The 17,555-nt window shown below is 63.5% G+C and carries 15 protein-coding genes; 12 read left to right on the top strand and 3 right to left on the bottom strand.

Annotated elements, in window-relative coordinates; genetic code table 11:
• The first annotated feature begins 10 nt into the window (after nt 1-10).
• The 5 genes from dusB to HKX24_RS10970 all read left to right on the top strand — a co-directional run bounded on the left by dusB (nt 11) and on the right by HKX24_RS10970 (nt 7,219).
• A complete protein-coding gene (dusB, locus tag HKX24_RS10990) occupies nt 11-1,003 on the top strand; it encodes a tRNA dihydrouridine synthase DusB (protein ID WP_271693651.1) in 993 nt (330 codons plus the stop codon).
• Complete coding sequence (locus HKX24_RS10985) at nt 1,000-2,085, top strand: ATP-binding protein (RefSeq protein WP_271693652.1); 1,086 nt, start codon at nt 1,000-1,002, stop codon at nt 2,083-2,085. The genes dusB and HKX24_RS10985 overlap by 4 nt, the downstream gene beginning before the upstream one ends.
• Before the next feature lies 1 nt (nt 2,086).
• Entirely contained in the window at nt 2,087-3,463 is a 1,377-nt protein-coding gene (locus tag HKX24_RS10980; protein WP_271693653.1) for a response regulator, read from the top strand.
• A 95-nt stretch (nt 3,464-3,558) separates the two neighbouring features.
• Nucleotides 3,559-5,814, top strand: a complete 2,256-nt coding sequence (locus tag HKX24_RS10975) for a PAS domain-containing sensor histidine kinase (RefSeq protein WP_271693654.1) — start codon at nt 3,559-3,561, stop codon at nt 5,812-5,814.
• The gene (locus HKX24_RS10970) at nt 5,807-7,219 is read left to right on the top strand and encodes a sigma-54 dependent transcriptional regulator (RefSeq protein ID WP_271693655.1); all 1,413 of its coding nucleotides are present in this window, start codon (nt 5,807-5,809) and stop codon (nt 7,217-7,219) included. The genes HKX24_RS10975 and HKX24_RS10970 overlap by 8 nt, the downstream gene beginning before the upstream one ends.
• Before the next feature lie 44 nt (nt 7,220-7,263).
• On the opposite strand, the gene HKX24_RS10965 is transcribed toward HKX24_RS10970, so the two are convergent.
• Nucleotides 7,264-7,758 carry a hypothetical protein gene (locus tag HKX24_RS10965; protein ID WP_276154011.1) on the bottom strand — a complete coding sequence of 165 codons (495 nt, stop codon included), beginning with the start codon at nt 7,756-7,758 and terminating at the stop codon, nt 7,264-7,266.
• 126 nt (nt 7,759-7,884) lie between these two features.
• On the opposite strand from HKX24_RS10965, the gene trkA reads away from it, so the two are divergent.
• From trkA to HKX24_RS10935, 6 genes are all read left to right on the top strand, one after another.
• Nucleotides 7,885-9,261 (top strand): Trk system potassium transporter TrkA, encoded by a 1,377-nt coding sequence (trkA, locus tag HKX24_RS10960; RefSeq protein ID WP_271693657.1) that lies wholly within the window; start codon nt 7,885-7,887, stop codon nt 9,259-9,261.
• Nucleotides 9,212-10,828, top strand: coding sequence for a potassium transporter TrkG (locus HKX24_RS10955; protein ID WP_271693814.1), 1,617 nt, complete (start codon nt 9,212-9,214; stop codon nt 10,826-10,828). The genes trkA and HKX24_RS10955 overlap by 50 nt, the downstream gene beginning before the upstream one ends.
• A 130-nt stretch (nt 10,829-10,958) precedes the next feature.
• Nucleotides 10,959-11,198, top strand: coding sequence for an RNA chaperone Hfq (gene hfq / locus HKX24_RS10950; RefSeq protein ID WP_007119530.1), 240 nt, complete (start codon nt 10,959-10,961; stop codon nt 11,196-11,198).
• Nucleotides 11,195-12,493 carry a GTPase HflX gene (gene hflX, locus HKX24_RS10945; protein WP_271693658.1) on the top strand — a complete coding sequence of 433 codons (1,299 nt, stop codon included), beginning with the start codon at nt 11,195-11,197 and terminating at the stop codon, nt 12,491-12,493. The genes hfq and hflX overlap by 4 nt, the downstream gene beginning before the upstream one ends.
• A 43-nt stretch (nt 12,494-12,536) precedes the next feature.
• Nucleotides 12,537-13,028, top strand: a complete 492-nt coding sequence (locus HKX24_RS10940) for a GNAT family N-acetyltransferase (protein WP_271693659.1) — start codon at nt 12,537-12,539, stop codon at nt 13,026-13,028.
• Nucleotides 13,029-13,132: 104 nt separating this feature from the next.
• A complete protein-coding gene (locus tag HKX24_RS10935) occupies nt 13,133-13,534 on the top strand; it encodes a DUF2177 family protein (protein WP_271693661.1) in 402 nt (133 codons plus the stop codon).
• On the opposite strand, the gene HKX24_RS10930 is transcribed toward HKX24_RS10935, so the two are convergent.
• Both HKX24_RS10930 and HKX24_RS10925 read right to left on the bottom strand, forming a co-directional pair.
• Complete coding sequence (locus HKX24_RS10930; protein ID WP_271687376.1) at nt 13,531-14,097, bottom strand: pseudouridine synthase; 567 nt, start codon at nt 14,095-14,097, stop codon at nt 13,531-13,533. The two genes, HKX24_RS10935 and HKX24_RS10930, sit on opposite strands and share 4 nt — an antisense overlap.
• On the bottom strand, nt 14,094-16,562 hold the full coding sequence (locus HKX24_RS10925; RefSeq protein WP_271693662.1) for a penicillin acylase family protein: 2,469 nt from the start codon (nt 16,560-16,562) through the stop codon (nt 14,094-14,096). Before HKX24_RS10925 ends, HKX24_RS10930 begins: the two co-directional genes overlap by 4 nt.
• A gap of 96 nt (nt 16,563-16,658) precedes the next feature.
• Here HKX24_RS10925 and HKX24_RS10920 point away from each other — a divergent pair, with 96 nt between their 5' ends.
• Nucleotides 16,659-17,531, top strand: coding sequence for an NAD(P)-dependent oxidoreductase (locus HKX24_RS10920; RefSeq protein WP_271693663.1), 873 nt, complete (start codon nt 16,659-16,661; stop codon nt 17,529-17,531).
• Nucleotides 17,532-17,555: the final 24 nt, after the last annotated feature.

Raw genomic sequence — 17,555 nt, 5'->3', positions numbered from 1 at the left:
GATTAAGCATGTGACCGCCGCCCCCCTGACATTCGACCCCCCGGTATTCCTCGCCCCGATGGCCGGGATCACCGATCTGCCCTATCGCAGCCTCGTGGCGCGATTCGGGGCCGGATTGGTCGTGTCCGAGATGGTCGCCAGCCAAGAATTGCTCAGCCGCCGCCCCGGCACGCGGGAGAAAGCGGAACTGGGGCTCGATGTCATCGGCACCTCCGTCCAGCTTGCGGGGCGCGAGGCCGAACCGATGGCCGAAGCCGCCCGCATGGTCGAGGCGATGGGCGCCCGGATCATCGACATCAATATGGGCTGTCCAGCCAAGAAGGTGACGCAGGGCGCCTCCGGCTCTGCGTTGATGAAGACCCCCGATCACGCGCTGCGGCTGATTGAGGCGGTGGTCGGCGCGGTCAAGGTGCCGGTGACGCTGAAAACCAGGCTGGGCTGGGACGACAATATGCTCAACGCCGCCCCGATCGCCAAACGCGCCGAAGAGGCGGGCGTGCAGATGATTACCATCCACGGACGCACGCGGTGTCAGTTCTACAAGGGTCGCGCCGATTGGGCTGCGATCCGCGCGGTGAAAGAAACGGTGCGCGTCCCCGTCATCGCCAATGGCGATATCATTGGCAGCGATGAGGCACGCCAAGCCCTGCGGCTGTCGGGGGCGGACGGTGTCATGGTGGGCCGCGGCGCGCAGGGCCGACCGTGGCTGCTGGCGCAGATCGCCCATGATCTGCACGGACGGCCCAAACCGGTGATCCCGCAAGGGCAGGCGATGGCCGAAATGGTGGCCGAGCACTACGACGAAATGCTGCGTTTCTATGGCGTCGAACTGGGTGCCAAGGTCGCGCGCAAACATCTGGGCTGGTATATGGATTACTGCGCCACCCCTGCCGATCTGCGCCGCGCTCTGCTCACGGCGCGCGAGGTCAAAACCACTTTCGATCTCATCGCGGAGGCCATGCAATATGACGCCGCCACCGCCCAACCCCGGGCCGCAGCATGAGAAGCGAGACCCCGGAACGGCAGGTTTGGACCTCTCTGCCGGTGCCCGCCTTCATCGTCGGTGCGGATGACACGGTCGTCGATCTGAACCCCTCTGCCGAAGGCTTCCTCAATGCCTCCGCCCGCGCCACCATCGGCCAGTCGATCTGGCAGTTGATCGCGGTGGATCACCCGCTTGAGGCTGCATTCGCCCGTGCACGGCTGCAAGGCACGCCGCTTTTCGTCAATGACGTTGATGTGGGCGCGATGCAGCGCGCGCCCTTGCAATGCGGCTTGCAGATCGCCCCGCTGGTGGGCGGCGCAGGCGAGATGGTCTTGATGATCACGCCGCGCGAATTGGCCGGGCGCATCACCCAAGATCACAGCGTGAAATCCGCCGCCAAATCCGCCATCGGCATGGCCGAGATGCTGGCCCATGAGATCAAAAACCCGCTGGCCGGGATCACCGGCGCGGCGCAGCTCTTGTCGATGAACCTGTCCAAGAATGATCTGGAACTGACCGATCTGATCGTCGCTGAAAGCCGCCGCATCGTGAAGCTGTTGGAGCAGGTCGAACAATTCGGCAATCTGACCGCGCCCGAGCGCAAGCCCGTGAACCTGCATGACGTGTTGGACCGCGCGCGCCGGTCGGCTCTGCTGGGCTTCGGCTCGCACATGAAGATAACCGAGGATTACGACCCCTCGCTGCCGCCCGCACTTGGTGACAAGGACCAGCTTTTGCAGGTCTTGCTCAACCTCATTCGCAACGCGGCTGAGGCGGCGGGCGAGGCGGGGGGAACCATCCGGCTGCGCAGTTTCTATGAACATGGCTTCCAACTGCGCCGGGCCGATGGAGATGGCCAGCCGCTGCCCCTCCAGATCGAAGTGATCGACGATGGCCCCGGCCTGCCGGATCATATCCGTGCCGATGTTTTCGATCCCTTCGTCTCGGGCCGGGAGAATGGCACTGGGCTGGGCCTCGCCTTGGTGAGCAAGATCATCTCAGACCATGGAGGCTGGATTTCCGTCGGTTCCGCCCCCGGTCGAACCGCATTCCGTATTTCGCTGCCGCGCGCAGGCGCCGCTGCCCTCAAGGAGAATTGACATGGATGGCACCATCCTCGTCGCCGATGACGACCGCACGATCCGCACCGTTCTGACCCAAGCGCTGACCCGCGCGGGCTGCAAGGTGCACGCCACTTCAAGCCTGACCACCCTGATGCGATGGGTCAGCGAGGGCAAGGGCGACGCGGTGATATCTGACGTGGTCATGCCCGATGGCAACGGGTTGGAAATGCTCCCGAAAATCGCGCAGGACCGGCCCGGCTTGCCGGTGATCGTGATCTCGGCGCAGAACACGATCATGACGGCGATCAAGGCGGCAGAGGCCGAAGCCTTTGACTATCTGCCCAAACCCTTCGACCTGCCGGATCTGATGAAACGCACGGCGCGCGCCTTGGAGCAGCGCACCACGCTTAGCCGCAAAGCGGCCGATGACAGTGCTGAGATCGACGCGGAGCGTGATGATCTGCCGATGATTGGCCGCACCCCGGTCATGCAGGCGCTCTACCGCACCGTGGCGCGGGTGATGAACACCGATCTGCCGGTGCTGATTTGGGGCGAGAGCGGTTCGGGAAAGTCACTGATCGCGCGGGCGATTCACGACTTCTCTGATCGCCGCAGCCTGCCGTTCGTGACCGTGACGGACGCCGATCTTGCGGATATCGAAGGCCCCTCGCGGGTGCTGGCGCGGGTCGGCGGGGGCACTCTGATGATCGATGAGATCGCCGATTTCCCGCAGGATATCCAAGCCCGTCTGGTGCGGATGATGGACGCGCCGGGCGATGACGCGCCGCGTTTCATGGCCACCAGTCAAAGCGATCTGGATGCCGCGATGCAAGAGGGCAAGCTGCGCCGCGATCTCTATTATCGTTTGTCGGGGGCGACCCTAGAAGTGCCCGCCCTGCGGGATCGGGTCGAAGACATCCCGCTTTTGGCGGACCATTTTCTGGCCCGCGCCAATCCCGGCCCAGCCTCGCCGCGCAAGCTGTCGGACAAGGCCGCGCAGATCTTGGTGAAATTCCCATGGCCCGGCAATGTGCGCCAGTTGGAACATGCGATGCGGCAACTCGCGCTGGCCAGCCAAGCGGCTGAGATCACGGCCAGCGAGGCCGAGCAACTGCTGGGCGCGCAAAGCGGCCCGGCACCGATGCAGACCGAGGCCGATACTGAACGGCTGGGCGCCTCGGTCGAGCGGCATTTGCAACGCTACTTCGATTTGCACGGCTCCATGCTGCCACCGCCGGGCCTCTACGCGCGGATTCTGCGTGAGGTCGAACTGCCGATGATCGAAATCGCCCTTGCCGCGACGGCGGGGAATCAGGCGAAATGTGCCGCTTTGCTGGGAATTAACCGAAATACTTTGCGCAAGAAGATCACCGACCTCGATATTGAGGTGACACGGGGCCGTAAGATGATGTAAAAGAGCCACATAACAGTGGCCATCGGGGAACTCCCCCGTTCAGGACCACATAATATGGCGGTTGATGCAGCGATGCATCACAACATCGGTGAGGTATGCGGGTGGCAACCCGGTCACGCAGGTTCAAGCTCGAGCGGTTGGGGCGTCTCAGGCGGGTCAAGCGGCTGCGCAATTGGTCCACCTTCGGGCTGGTGGTGCTGGGGCCGGTTTTGGCGCTGGCGACCTATTTGGCACTCGGGCCTTTGGGGCAGGGGGCGGATACGCTCAACCTGCGGCTCATTCTTTTAACCGATCTGGTCTATGTGCTGCTGGTGGCGGCGCTGGTGCTTATCCAAGTCGGGCGGCTGATCTCAGCGCGCCGCGCGAAATCGGCGGGGTCGCGGTTGCACCTGCGGTTGACGGGGGTCTTTGCGCTGATGGCGCTGATCCCGACTGTCACTGTGGCGATTTTCGCGGGGCTCACGGTGAATGTCGGGCTTGAAGGCTGGTTTTCCGACCGGGTCAGCGGCGTGGTCGGCTCGTCTTTAGCAGCGGCAGAGGCTTACGAGGCCGAGCAGCGCGAGGCGCTGATCTTGGACGCGCAGACCCTTGCCCGCAGCATCGACAGCGCCCGGGCACAGGGCATCAACCTGAGCGACAGTGAGCTTTTGGGCGAGGGCCAGCGGCAAATCCAACGGGGCCTGCGCGAAGCCTTCCTGATCGACAGCACCGCGCAGATCCGGGCGCGGGGGGATCGGTCCTATCTCTTTGATTTCGAGGCCCCCACCGAGGCGCAGCTGGAAACCGCCAGCGAAGAGGGGCTTTTGGTCATCGAGGACTGGCCCAACAACGAATTTCGCGCGCTGGTGCCGATGGACGCCTATGTCGATCGTTTCCTCTATGTCTCCCGTGCGGTGGATGGTGAAATTCTCGCCCTGCTGGATGAAACCAAGGAGACGGTGCGCCTCTACCAACAGCTTGAATCCGAACGCGGGCGGCTGCTGTTCGAATTCGCCCTTGTTTATCTGGGCTTTGCGGTGATCCTCATTCTGGCCGCCGTTTGGCTGGGCCTGTGGTTTGCCGAACGGCTTTCCGGCCCGGTCGGGCGGCTCACGGGGGCCGCGCAGCAGGTGGGCGCGGGCGATTTGAACGTGCAGGTCCGCGAGGAAGAGGGCGATGACGAAATCGCCATGCTGGGCCGTTACTTCAACCAGATGACGCGGCAGTTGAAGGGCCAGCGCGAGACGCTGTTGGAGAATACCGACCAGATCGAACGCCGCCGCCGCCTGTTCGATTCCGTGCTAAGCTCGGTGACCTCCGGCGTGGTGGGGCTTGACCCCGAAGGGCGCGTAACCTTCGTGAACCGCTCGGCCATGCGGCTGCTGGATTGGTCCGAAGATCAGCAAAGCCTGCCCCTGACCCTTGCGGTGCCGGAGTTCGGCCCGCTGTTCGAGACGGTCAAGGCCGCCTCGGATGAGGTGGCGCAGGCCGAGGTTAAGGTCTCGCGCCAAGGGGCGATGGAGAACCTCTTGGTCCGCATGGCGACCCGCCGGTCCAAGGATGGCGATCTTGAGGGCTATGTGGTGGCCTTTGACGATGTAACCGATCTGGTCTCGGCGCAGCGCATGGCCGCATGGGGCGATGTGGCCCGCCGCATCGCGCATGAGATCAAGAACCCGCTGACGCCGATCCAGTTGAGTGCCGAGCGCATTCGCCGCAAGTTCGGCCCCAAGATGGCCGAGGGGGATGACGACGCGTTGGAGCAGATGACCGGCGTGATTATTCGCCAGACGGGCGACCTGCGGCGCATCGTCGACGAATTCTCGAAATTCGCGCGGATGCCCGAGCCGGAAACCAGCCGTCAGGACATCCGGCAGTTGCTGCGCGACGCGGTGATGCTTCAGCAGAGCAGACAGGAAGACGTGGCGATCAAACTCGACCTGCCCGCAGAGCCGGTGATGGCCAATATCGACGGCACGATGATTTCGCAGGCGCTGACCAATCTGATCAAGAACGCAGGCGAAGCCATTGAAAGCCTGAAGAAACAGGGTGCGCCCGAGGGGCACGAGCCGCAGATCCGCGTGACGCTCACGCCCGAGAACCGGCTTTTGCGGCTGACCATTGCCGACAATGGCATCGGCCTGCCCGAAGACCGCGCCCGGCTGTTCGAGCCCTATGTGACCACGCGCAGCGAAGGCACGGGGCTTGGCCTGCCGATCGTCAAAAAGATTATCGAGGAACACGGCGGCAGCCTGACGCTCGAAACCGCGCCCGCATTCGACGGGCAAGACCATCACGGTGCCATGGCAGTCATTTCGCTGCCCTTGGCCATCGACGCAACGACAGACCAAGGGGATAAGGCAGATGAGTGACATTCTGATTGTAGACGACGAACGCGACATCCGTGAGTTGATCTCGGATATCCTTGAGGATGAGGGCTTTGCCACGCGATTGGCCAGCAATTCGGATGAGACGATGGCCGAGATCAACACCGAGGCACCGGCGCTGATCATCCTCGATATCTGGCTGAAAGACAGCCGCATGGACGGGATCGACATCCTCAAGACGGTCAAACGCGACAACCCGGATGTGCCGGTGGTGATCATTTCGGGCCATGGCAATATCGAGATTGCCGTGGCAGCGATCAAACAGGGCGCTTACGATTTCATCGAAAAGCCGTTTAACATCGACCAGTTGCTGGTGGTGATCCGCCGCGCGATGGAAACCTCGCGCCTGCGCCGGGAGAACCAGAACCTCAAGCGCCGCGATGTGGCGACCTCCGAGATGATCGGCACCTCCGCGCCCTATCGTGCACTGTTGAGCCAACTCGACAAGGTGACCAAATCCAATGGCCGCGTGATGCTGACCGGCCCCGCTGGATCGGGCAAGGAAGTGGCTGCGCGCTATATTCACGCCCATTCCGTCCGCGCCTCCGCACCCTTCGTCACCGTCAACTGCGCCGGGGTTGCGCCCGACCGGATGGAAGAGGTGCTCTTTGGCCGCGAGACGCCGGACCGCGGGGTTGAGCCGGGGCTGTTGGAGCAGGCCCATGGCGGGGTGATCTACTTTGATGAGGTCGCCGACATGCCGCTTGGCACCCAGTCCAAAATCCTGCGCGTGCTGGTCGATCAACAATTCACCCGCGTTGGCGGGACGGATAAGGTCCGGGTCGATCTGCGGGTGATCTCTTCGACGAACCGCGATCTGGATCAGGCGATCAAGGCAGATACTTTCCGGCAGGAACTCTATCACCGTCTAAACGTCGTGCCGATCGCCGTGCCCTCGCTTGAAGAACGTCGCGAGGATATCCCGCTGCTGGCCGAACATTTCATCGCCGAATTCAACGCCTCCCAAGGGCTGCCGCAGCGTGCGTTGACCGAAGACGCCGTGGCGCTGATGCAGACGATGGTCTGGCCCGGCAACGTGCGCCAGCTGAAGAACCTTGTCGAACGGGTGCTGATCCTTGGCGAGGGCACCGGCCCGATCGAAGCGCGGGAACTGCCGGGCGAAGAAGAGAATGGCAGCGATGAGGGGCGTGTGGTGCTTTCAGGCGCCTTGGCGACGCTGCCGCTGCGCGAAGCGCGCGAGGCGTTTGAGCGGGAATATCTGCTGACCCAGATCAACCGTTTCGGCGGCAACATCAGCCGCACCGCGAATTTCGTGGGGATGGAGCGCAGCGCCCTGCACCGCAAGCTGAAATCGCTCGGCGTCGTGACCTCGGCCAAAGCGGGCGTGCGCGTGGCCCATGTTGACGAGGAAGTCGAAGCGGCGGGTTAAACCCCGCCGGTTGCGCGCGGGGGGCTGCCCCGCGCGCGCTTGCGTTACCCTTGGGTGACGATCTGGAATGACCCATCGCTGTTGCGGATCACGCAGGACTTGGGGTTGAGCGCGGGCAGCGTGGTCGTCGCGCGCGTCGGTGCGGCGCGGGCGACGTTGCCGGGGCAGGCGGGGATCGACACGGGCGCGAAACCTTTGTCGGCCATACATTGCGCCTCGACCCGGTTGCGCAGGTCTTCGTTCGGGTCAAATGTCACCAATTCCCCCGGCACGTAAAAACCGCCCCGCGTGGTGCAATTGTTATCGGCATCGCAGTGGCGCCGCGCGGGCACATAGCGTGGCGGTTCGCGGCGTATTTGCGTCGAGATCGGCACGTCGCGCAGGGCCTGAACCTCGCAAGCGGTGGTGGCGCGATTGACCTGCGCGACACTCGCGCCCGGTTTGTAATAGGTGTTGAGCGGCGCACAGGCCGCCGCCGCCAAGCCGACAAAGGTCAAGGCAAAAGCGGCGCGGGAGGGGCGGGGAGATATCGGTTTCATGGCCCCATCATGCCGCCGTTGCGGGGCAAAGACAATTGATTTGACCCTTGCCAACCCATCTGTCATGCCCTCTAACCGACCCAAGACAACCCTCACACGATCTTTGCTCAGGGTAAGGAAGCCTTCATGAAAATCATCATTTGCGGCGCAGGGCAGGTGGGGTGGCAGATCGCCCGTCACCTCAGCGGAGAGCGCAACGATGTGACCGTGGTCGACAGCAATGCAGAATTGATCCGCCGCGCCACCGATACGTTGGATGTGCAGGGCATCGCCGGCTTCGCCAGCTACCCCGATGTGCTGGACCGTGCAGGCGCGCGCGACGCCGAGATGATCATCGCGGCGACCCATTCCGATGAGGTCAATATGGTGACCTGTCAGGTCGCGCATTCGGTCTTTGGCATCAACCGCAAGATCGCGCGGCTGCGCAGCCAGTCCTATCTCGACGCGATTTACTCTGATCTCTACCGCCGCGATCACATGCCGATCGACGTGGTGATTTCCCCCGAGAAGGAGGTCGCGACCGCCGCGCTTCAACGGCTCAGCGCGCCCGCCGCTTTCGACACCGAGATTTTCATGGAGGGGCAGGCGCAGCTTCTGGGCATTTCGATCGACAGCGATTGCCCGGTGGTGAACACGCCGCTGCGGCAGCTGACCGATCTCTTCTCGACCCTGCGCGCCGTGGTCGTGGGCGTGCGCCGCGATGGCACGCTTTTCGCGCCCGAGGCGAAGGACCAGCTTTTCGTCGGGGATGATTGCTATGTCTTCTCGCATCACGACGACATCGCCCGCACGATGGAGATTTTCGGCAAGCAAACCACCAAGCAAGAGCGTGTCGTGCTGGTGGGCGGGGGCAATGTCGGGCTGACCGTGGCGCAGCATTTGGAAAGCGGGCCGTTGCGCGTGCGGACCAAAATGATCGAGAAGAACCGCAAATGCGCCGAGCGCGCCGCCGAAGGGTTGGAACGAACAATCGTGCTCAATGGCGACGGGCTGGATGCAGCGCTGCTGGCTGAGGCGGGCATCAGCCGCGCCGATGCGATGCTGGCGGTGACCGACGACGACAAGACCAACATGCTGTCTTGCGTCCGCGCCAAGGCCGAGGGCTGCCCCTATGTCATCGCGCTGATTAACGACCCAACGCTGGTGCCACTGATGACCCACCTCGGCATCGACGCCTATATCAACCCGCGCGCCACGACCGTGAGTTCGATCCTGCGTCACATCCGCCATGGCCGGGTGCGGGCGGTCTATTCCATCGGTGACGCCGAGGCCGAGGTGATCGAGGCCGAAGTGCTGTCGACCTCGCCCCTCGCGGGCAAGAAAGTCTCGGAAATTGACTTCCCCGAGGGCGTGTTGATCGGCATGCTGCGCAAAGAAGGCAAGGTGATCCGCCCCATGGGCAGCACACGGATCGACGAAGGGGATGTTGTCGCCCTCTTCGCTCTGGCCGAGGATGTGCCCCGGGTTGAGCAGCTTTTGCAGGTCTCGATCGACTTTTTCTAAGCGCAGGAGCGCCTTTGTGACGCAACCGACCCGCATAGGCCCGACCGGCATCCGCCGGGAGATCGTGCAACTGCCGCTGTTCTTGCAATTGTTCGGCGTCTCCGCCCTGTCGATGATCCTGCCGTCGATCCACGGGCTGGTGATGAACGATCATTTGGCCAGCCGCGCCTTTCTCTATGCGGGACTTTTGGGGCTTGTGGCCTTTACGCTCATCGCCATCGCCCACGCGGGGCGCAAACCTTTGGACGGGGCGCTCGGGCCGCTTTTGTCGCTGCTGTCGGCCTTCGTGTTCCTGCCGGTTTTCTTTGCAGTGCCCTTTCTTGAGGCGCTGCCGACGACCCGTTTCGTGAATGTCTATTTCGAGATGGTCAGCGCGCTGACCACCACCGGGGCCACGATGTTCAGTCCCGAACGGCTGAGCGACACGCTGCATCTGTGGCGCGCGCAGGTCGGGTGGATGGGCGGGCTGCTCATGTGGGTCACGGCCTCGGCCATTCTGGCCCCTCTGCATTTGGGCGGCTTTGAGGTCACGGCGCAGGCCGAACCGGGGCGGCCCGACGACCGGATCAACACGCGGATGGGCCGGATCACCCCGCGCCAACGGCTGCTGCGCACCACCCAAGCGCTGCTGCCGATCTATTTCGGGCTGACACTTCTGCTGTGGCTCTTGCTGGTCATCGGCGGAGAGACGGCGTTGGTGGCGCTTTGTCACGCGATGTCGGTCATGGCGACCTCGGGCATTTCGCCCATCGGTGGCGTGGCCGAGGCGCAGGTCGGCGTGACGGGCGAGGCGGTGATGATGCTCTTCATGCTCTTCGCCCTGTCGCGGCTGACCTTCTCCAAAGATACCGTGACCGCGACCCAAGGCGGGCTGATGACCGACCCTGAGTTTCGCATCGGTCTTTTGGTGGTGATCGGCGTGCCGCTGCTGCTGTTCGCGCGCCATTGGATCGGCGCTTTTGAGGTTGAGGTTGAGGTCGACGGCACCCGGGCCTTGCACGCGCTTTGGGGCGGGCTGTTCACGGTGCTGTCCTTCCTGTCGACCACCGGTTTCGTCTCTGAGCATTGGGCCGATGCGCAGAATTGGTCCGGACTGCGTACGCCGGGGCTGGTGCTCATGGGGCTTGCGCTGATCGGCGGCGGGGTGGCCACCACGGCGGGCGGGGTGAAACTGCTGCGGGTCTTCGCGCTTTACCAAAACGGGGTGCGCGAGATGGACCGGCTGGTCTATCCCAACTCCGTCAGCGGGGCGGGGGCGGCCGGGCGGCGTTTGCAAAGCAACGGGGCTTTCATCGCTTGGATCTTCTTCATGCTCTTCGCCATGTCACTGGCCGGGGTGACCCTGCTGCTGACCCTGACCGGCGCGTCCTTCGATGCGGCGGTGGTCATGTCGGTGGCCACGCTCTCCACCACCGGGCCGCTGATCGAACATGCCGCCGACAAGCCCATTCAACTGATCGAGCTGGGATTGGCGGCCAAAGTCATCCTCAGCGGCGCGATGGTGCTGGGGCGGCTGGAAACCTTGGCGATTATTGCGCTGATGACCCCGAATTTGTGGCGCGCTTGACACGTTTAGCGCTAGAACCGTCCTAGTCCTCTGATATTGGGGCTGGAAACTCACGCTTTCGCACTCCATACTTGAGGCAATGGGGGGGTCCGGTACGCGGACGCCAGCAAGAACAAAAGGCGAGACTACGATGGCGTCAGACAGACAGAACCTTCAGGATGCGTTCCTTAACCACGTTCGCAAGACCAAAGTACCGGTGACAATTTTCCTGATCAATGGCGTCAAATTGCAGGGCGTCATTACTTGGTTTGACAACTTCTGCGTTCTGCTGCGCCGCGACGGTCAATCGCAACTTGTGTACAAACACGCGATTTCGACCATCATGCCAAGCCAGCCGATCAGCCTATATGAGGGCGAAGACGCTTCTTGAGCCGTCCAGCATTTCAGATCGACAACAGCGACGGACCCCGCGTAACGCGCGCTTGGGTGCTGCATCCTGATATCAAGTCCGACAACGACCGGCGCGCGCCTGAGCCCGCGCTGGCCGAAGCCGTGGCATTGGCCGAGGCGCTGCCAGAGTTGCAGGTTGTCGGCTCCGAAGTCGTGCCTCTGCGCACGGTCCATGCGGGTATGCTGTTCGGCAAGGGCAAGATCGAAGAGCTCGAGCAGCGCATGAAGGGGGCAGAGGTCGACCTCGTGTTGGTCGATGGCCCCGTGACCCCAGTACAGCAGCGCAACCTTGAGAAGGCTTGGGGCGTCAAACTGCTCGACCGGACCGGGCTGATTCTTGAGATTTTCAGCGACCGCGCGGCGACCCGCGAAGGGGTGCTTCAGGTTGAGATGGCCGCGCTGAACTATCAGCGCACGCGGCTTGTCCGGGCATGGACCCACCTTGAGCGGCAGCGCGGCGGTTTGGGTTTTGTCGGCGGTCCGGGTGAGACCCAGATCGAGGCTGACCGCCGTGCCATCGACGACCAATTGGTACGTTTGCGCCGCCAGTTGGAAAAGGTCGTGAAAACCCGCGCCCTGCACCGCGCCGCGCGGGCCAAGGTGCCGTTCCCGATCGTGGCCCTAGTGGGCTATACCAACGCCGGGAAATCCACGCTTTTCAACCGCTTGACCGGGGCCGATGTTATGGCCAAAGACATGCTCTTTGCCACGCTCGACCCGACCATGCGCAGCCTCGTGCTGCCCGACGGGCCTGAGATCATCCTCAGCGACACGGTGGGGTTCATCAGCGATCTGCCCACGGAACTCGTCGCCGCCTTCCGCGCCACGCTGGAAGAGGTTTTGGCCGCCGATATCATCTGCCATGTGCGCGACGTCTCTCACGCCGAGACCGAGGAGCAGGCGCAGAACGTGCGCGATATTCTCGCCTCTCTCGGCGTCCCGAAAGAGACCCGCAGTTTCGAGGTATGGAACAAGCTCGACCTGCTGCCCGAAGACCGGGCCGAGGCCATGCGCGCCCGTGCCGCGCGCAACGATGATGTGCTGGCGATCTCGGCCATCACCGGCGAAGGGTTGGAAGCGCTGCAAGAAACCATCGCCGAGGCGCTGCAAGGTGCCGTGCGCGAGGCTGTGCTGACCCTCGGTTTCGCCGACGGCAAGAAACGCGCCTGGCTGTTCGCGCAGGACGTGGTCGAGGGCGAGCGCCAGACCGACGACGGGTTCGAGATCACCGTGCGCTGGTCCGCGCGGCAAGAGGCGGAATTCAAGCAACTTTGACGGGTTGAGCGCAGGTGCTGTAGGGCCGGGTGGATCAGTGAAGATGCAGATTCGAAAGCTCCACGCCAGTGATGCCGCCGGGTTTCATGCGCTCAGGCTCGAAGGACTACGCGCATGCCCCGAAGCCTTTGGCGCGTCCTTTGAAGAGGAATCCCGCCTGTCAGTTGCCGATGTGGCAAAGCGGCTGGCGGCAGGTTGTGTTTTCGGAGGCTTCAGTGATGCCGGCCGTCTTGAGGGCGTCGTTGGTCTTGCGCAGTCTCAGACATCGAAGACCCGGCATATCGCGACAATCTGGGGTATGTATGTTCGACCTGAAGCGCGCGGAGGCGGGCTGGCGGGGGCATTGATGGAGGCGGCTATGGCGGAGGCTGATCGCGCCTGCACCTCGATCCGCCTATCTGTCGTTTCCACGAACCAAGCCGCGCTGCGTCTCTACAAGCGGATGGGGTTCACCCCATGGGCCGTAGATAGAGAAGCGCTTTTGGTGGATGGCGTTTACTTTGACGAGGTTTTGATGCGGCGGTCGCGCCCCTAAACATCGCCGAAAGGTGCGGCGCCTTTGCGATATTCGCCGCTAATCGCTCGAATTCCGCGCCCCGCGCCGCATATGGTCCTATGACCAAAAACGGAGCGCGCCACATGACCCTCGTTATCCTCTACCTCTCAACCGTCGTCATCTTCCTCGGGCTGGATTATCTCGGGCTGACCTATCTCATCAAACCTGCGTTCGAGCGTGATATCGGCAATTGGCTGTTGGATGAATTCCGCATGGCCCCGGCGTTGATCTTCTACGCCTTCTTCGTGGCCGTGGTGCTGTGGTTCGTGTCTTGGCCCGCGATGGTGCAGGATCATTCGCTGCTCTGGGTCTTTGGCAATGCGTTGCTGATCGGGGCGATGGGCTATGGCACCTATGAGTTCACCAATTTGGCGACGCTCAAGGATTGGACATGGGCCATGGTCGCGCGCGACTTCACTTGGGGCTCGGTCCTGACCGGGACGGCGGCGACGGCGGGTGTGGCGATCACCCGCGCCTTTACCTAACGGCCCGTTTCGGTCGACCAGCGCCATGCGCCGGGTTGCAGCCCGGCCAGCGTCCAGTCGCCCACGCTTTCGCGGATCAGCCGCAGTGTGGGCAAGCCGACATGGGCTGTCATGCGCCGCACTTGCCGGTTGCGCCCCTCGCGGATGGTGATGCGCAGCCAAGCGTCGGGCACCGTCTTGCGAAAACGCACCGGCGGGTCGCGGGGCCAAAGCGGATCGGGCGCGTCGATCTGATCCACTTGGGCGGGTTTCGTCAGACCGTCCTTCAGTTCGACACCTTTGCGCAGAGCGTCGAGCGCCGCGGCATCCGGCGTGCCTTCGACCTGCACCAGATAGCTCTTGGGCCGTTTGTATTTGGGATGCGCGATGCGGGCCTGAAGCGGGCCGTGGTCGGTCAGCACCAAAAGCCCTTCGCTGTCGCGGTCGAGCCGCCCGGCAGGATAAAATCCCTTTTCATCGACATAGGCCGAGAGGGTGGGCCGCGTGCTGCCCTCGGTGCCCTTGTCGGTGAATTGCGAAAGCACGCCGTAGGGTTTGTTCAAGAGGATCACGCGGGCGGTCATTGAGCAGGCTCCAGTCGGGTAACGCCCACGGCGGCGGCGCGGGCCAGTTCGGCATCCAGCGACATCGGGATATATTCGCCCCGCCGCCAGAGCTGCGCCATATCATCGTAATGCCGCGACAGGAAATGCCCGGATTGCCCGGTGGAAGTGACAAAGACCGAACTGTCGGGATCGGCGAAATCGTAAACCCCGCGATAGCCCGCGCCGTGAACGTTAAAGAAGGGGTCTTTGCCCGTGCCGCGTGTCAGCCCGCGTTGCAGGGTGTTGTCCCCGCCCGAGGTCGACTGCCGGATGTTGACGAAATAGCGCAGCAGCGGCACGTCGCCCAGCACCGGGTGGTCATGGGTGGCCTGATGCGCGTCACCCCAGCGGAGGGATTCAAGCTGCGTGCCCCATGTCTCGTTGATCCACAACAGCGCGTCGTCGAGCGCCAGCCGCGCCATGTCGTGGCAGGTCTCCACCGGGGCGGATTGGCGCACGTCGCACCATTTCGCGGCGCCCTGCACATCGCGAAAGGCGCGTTCGATGAAGAGCGGCTGGATATGGGTGAACTCTTCGGCCAGCGGTCCCAATTCGTCGCGGATCAGCCGGTCCTGCAAGGCGCGGATCCACGCGGCATAGATCAGCGGCTCGGGCAGGTGTTCGTTCATCTCACCCGACCAACCGGCGAGCAGGTCAAGCGCGCGCTGGCGCTGGCGCTCCGGCGTGCCGTCCGGTGCGGCCTCTCCGGTGAACCACAGCTCGGCGCCGATGAGCGGCAGCAGCGACCGGGCCGTGGGGCTGACGGTATCAAGCTGCGCTTCGATGAAACTGTCGCGGGTGTGCACCTCGCGGTTCTGCATCAGCCGCTGCCAGCGCTGCACCCGCTGCGTGTCGCCCCAGACAAAGGAGACGTGGTTGGGGAAGGGGCGGTCGACCGTTTTGTTGTTGGTATTGCCAAGGATGCCGCCTGCGGGGGCGATAAATTCGGGGTTCGCGGTATAGGGCAACATCCCGTCCCAGCGGTTGGCGGCGATCCAGCCGGGGCTGGGCATGCGCCCTTCGCTTTGGTGATTGGCATCGCGGCGCGGCATGGCGCCGATGGTCTTCATCGCGATGGTATCGCGGTCGACCAGCGTGAGGTTCTGCGCGGGCGCCACATAGTCGGTCGCGGCATTGATCGCCTGCTGCACCGATTTCGCGCGCATCACTTTCATCGCGGCGGCCAGCGAGGTGTCTTCTTCGGTAAAGAGCGTTGAGGCGACAGAGGCCACATGCCCCGGCGGGGTGATGCTGCCAAGGTTGTAGTGGCTGCCGGGCAGCACCGGGCCATTGTCGGTCCAGCGCAGGGTGACGGTGATCGGGTCGGCATCGGCGATATTGATGATCGACGCGCGTTTGCGGAACTTCTTGAACCCGTCCGGGGTGCGGTATTCCTCGGCATTGTCGGGGTTCAACTCTTCGATATAGACGTCTTGATCGTCGACATAGGCGGTGGTCAGCCCCCAGCCCAGATCGGCGCTGCGGCCCGTAAGCACCACCGGCATCCCCGGAATGGTGCCACCGATTACGCCGCCGGTCTCAAGCTCCATCCGGGCGAGATACCAGATCGCAGGGGCGGTGAAGCCCAAATGCGGGTCATTGGCCAAAAGCGTGCCCCCCGCGGCAGAGCGCGAGGGCGCGGCGGCCCAAGCGTTGGAAGCCCCGGCGAAGGCCTGCCGTTTGAAGGGCGACAGCGGGTGGCGCGCCATCGGCGCTGCGGCGGCGTGGCGGCGGCTGACCTCGGGGAAGAGGGCGGCATATTCGGGCAGGGCGGCGACCCCGCTGCCCGGCGCTTCGGGCAGGATATCGCGCAGACGGTCCGGATCGCTCAACTCCAAGGACACGCGCGCGCGCAGCACCTCGGCCTCCAGATGGCCCGACATTTGCAGGCCCATGAGCTTGGTGATCGCCAGTGAATCCGCAGGCCGCCACGGGGCCATGGGCGCATTGAAAAGCCACATCTCGGGCGCACCGCGGCCCAAGGCTTCGGTGTTGATCTGGTCGAGACGCGCGTTGATCCCGGCGGAATAAGCCTCAAGCGCCGCTTCGGTTTCGGGGTCGAGCTTATCCGCCGCTGCCACGGCAAGCCGGTAGATGTCATAGCGCCGCATCAGCTTGTCGGTGGTGATGGTGGCGGTGCCGAAGACCTCGGACAGCCGCCCCTGCGCGGTGCGCCGCAGGGTGATCAATTGCCAGAGCCGGTCTTGGGCATGGGCGAAACCGAGGCCGAAAAAGACATCCTCATCGCTCTGCCCGAAGATATGCGGCACATTGGCGTTGTCGCGCACGATCTCGACCGGGGCGCTGACGCCCGCGACCTCGACCGTATCGTCATAGTCGGGCAGGGACCGCGCGGCGAACCAATAGACCAGTAGCAAAACCACGACACTCAGCGTGACGAGAAACACCGCCAATCGGATAAGCCAGCGAAACATCAATGCCATCGGGGGATCCTCGACTGGCGCGCAGATTGACCGGAGCGCGCAGGGTGGTAGGTGTAATGACAGGGAATAACGCAACTGAATGACAAGGAAAAGCACATGGCAAAGCTCGCGTTTTTGGGACTGGGGGTCATGGGGGCTCCGATGGCGGGGCATCTGCAAAAGGCGGGCCACGATGTGACCGTCTACAACCGCACCGAAGCCAAGGCGGACGACTGGGTGAAAACCTATGGCGGCGCCATGGCCAAGACCCCGCGTGCGGCGGCAAAGGATGCGGATTTCGTGATCGCTTGTGTGGGCAATGACGACGATCTGCGCTCGGTCTGTTTGGGGGAAGACGGGGCCTTTGGCGGCATGACGGCGGGGGCGATCTTTGTCGATCATACCACCGTTTCGGCGGCCGTCACGCGTGAGCTTTATGCCGCCGCCGATGACGCGCAGGTGAGCTTTGTCGACGCGCCGATCTCAGGCGGTCAGGCGGGCGCGGAAAACGGCCAGTTGTCGATCATGTGCGGCGGCGACGAAGGCGCCTTTGACCGGGCGTTGCCGATCATGGAGGTCTACGCGAAAATCTGTCGCCGCATTGGCGAGAGCGGCGCGGGTCAGATGACCAAGATGTGCAACCAGATCGCCATCGCCGGGCTGGTGCAGGGTCTGTCCGAGGCGCTGCATTTCGCCGAGAAAGCGGGGCTCGATGGCCGCGCGGTGGTCGAGGTGATCAGCCAAGGTGCGGCAGGGTCATGGCAGATGGAAAACCGCTATGAGACCATGCTCGACGACAAGTTTGATCACGGCTTTGCAGTGGATTGGATGCGCAAGGATTTGGGCATCTGTCTGGACGCGGCGGATGAGACGGGGGCGAGCCTGCCGGTGACCGCGCTGGTCGATCAGTTCTATAAGGACGTGCAGAAGATGGGCGGCGGGCGTTGGGATACGTCGAGCCTGTTCAAGCGGTTGCAGAACCTCGGGTGAAACCCGACGGGCAGCTTTGACCTC

Origin of the sequence: Sulfitobacter sp. M85 (genome assembly GCF_029285915.1) — a bacterium.
Lineage (GTDB): Bacteria > Pseudomonadota > Alphaproteobacteria > Rhodobacterales > Rhodobacteraceae > Sulfitobacter > Sulfitobacter faviae.
Note: the sequence above shows the minus strand (reverse complement) of the source record. Positions and strands in the feature narration are given on the sequence as shown.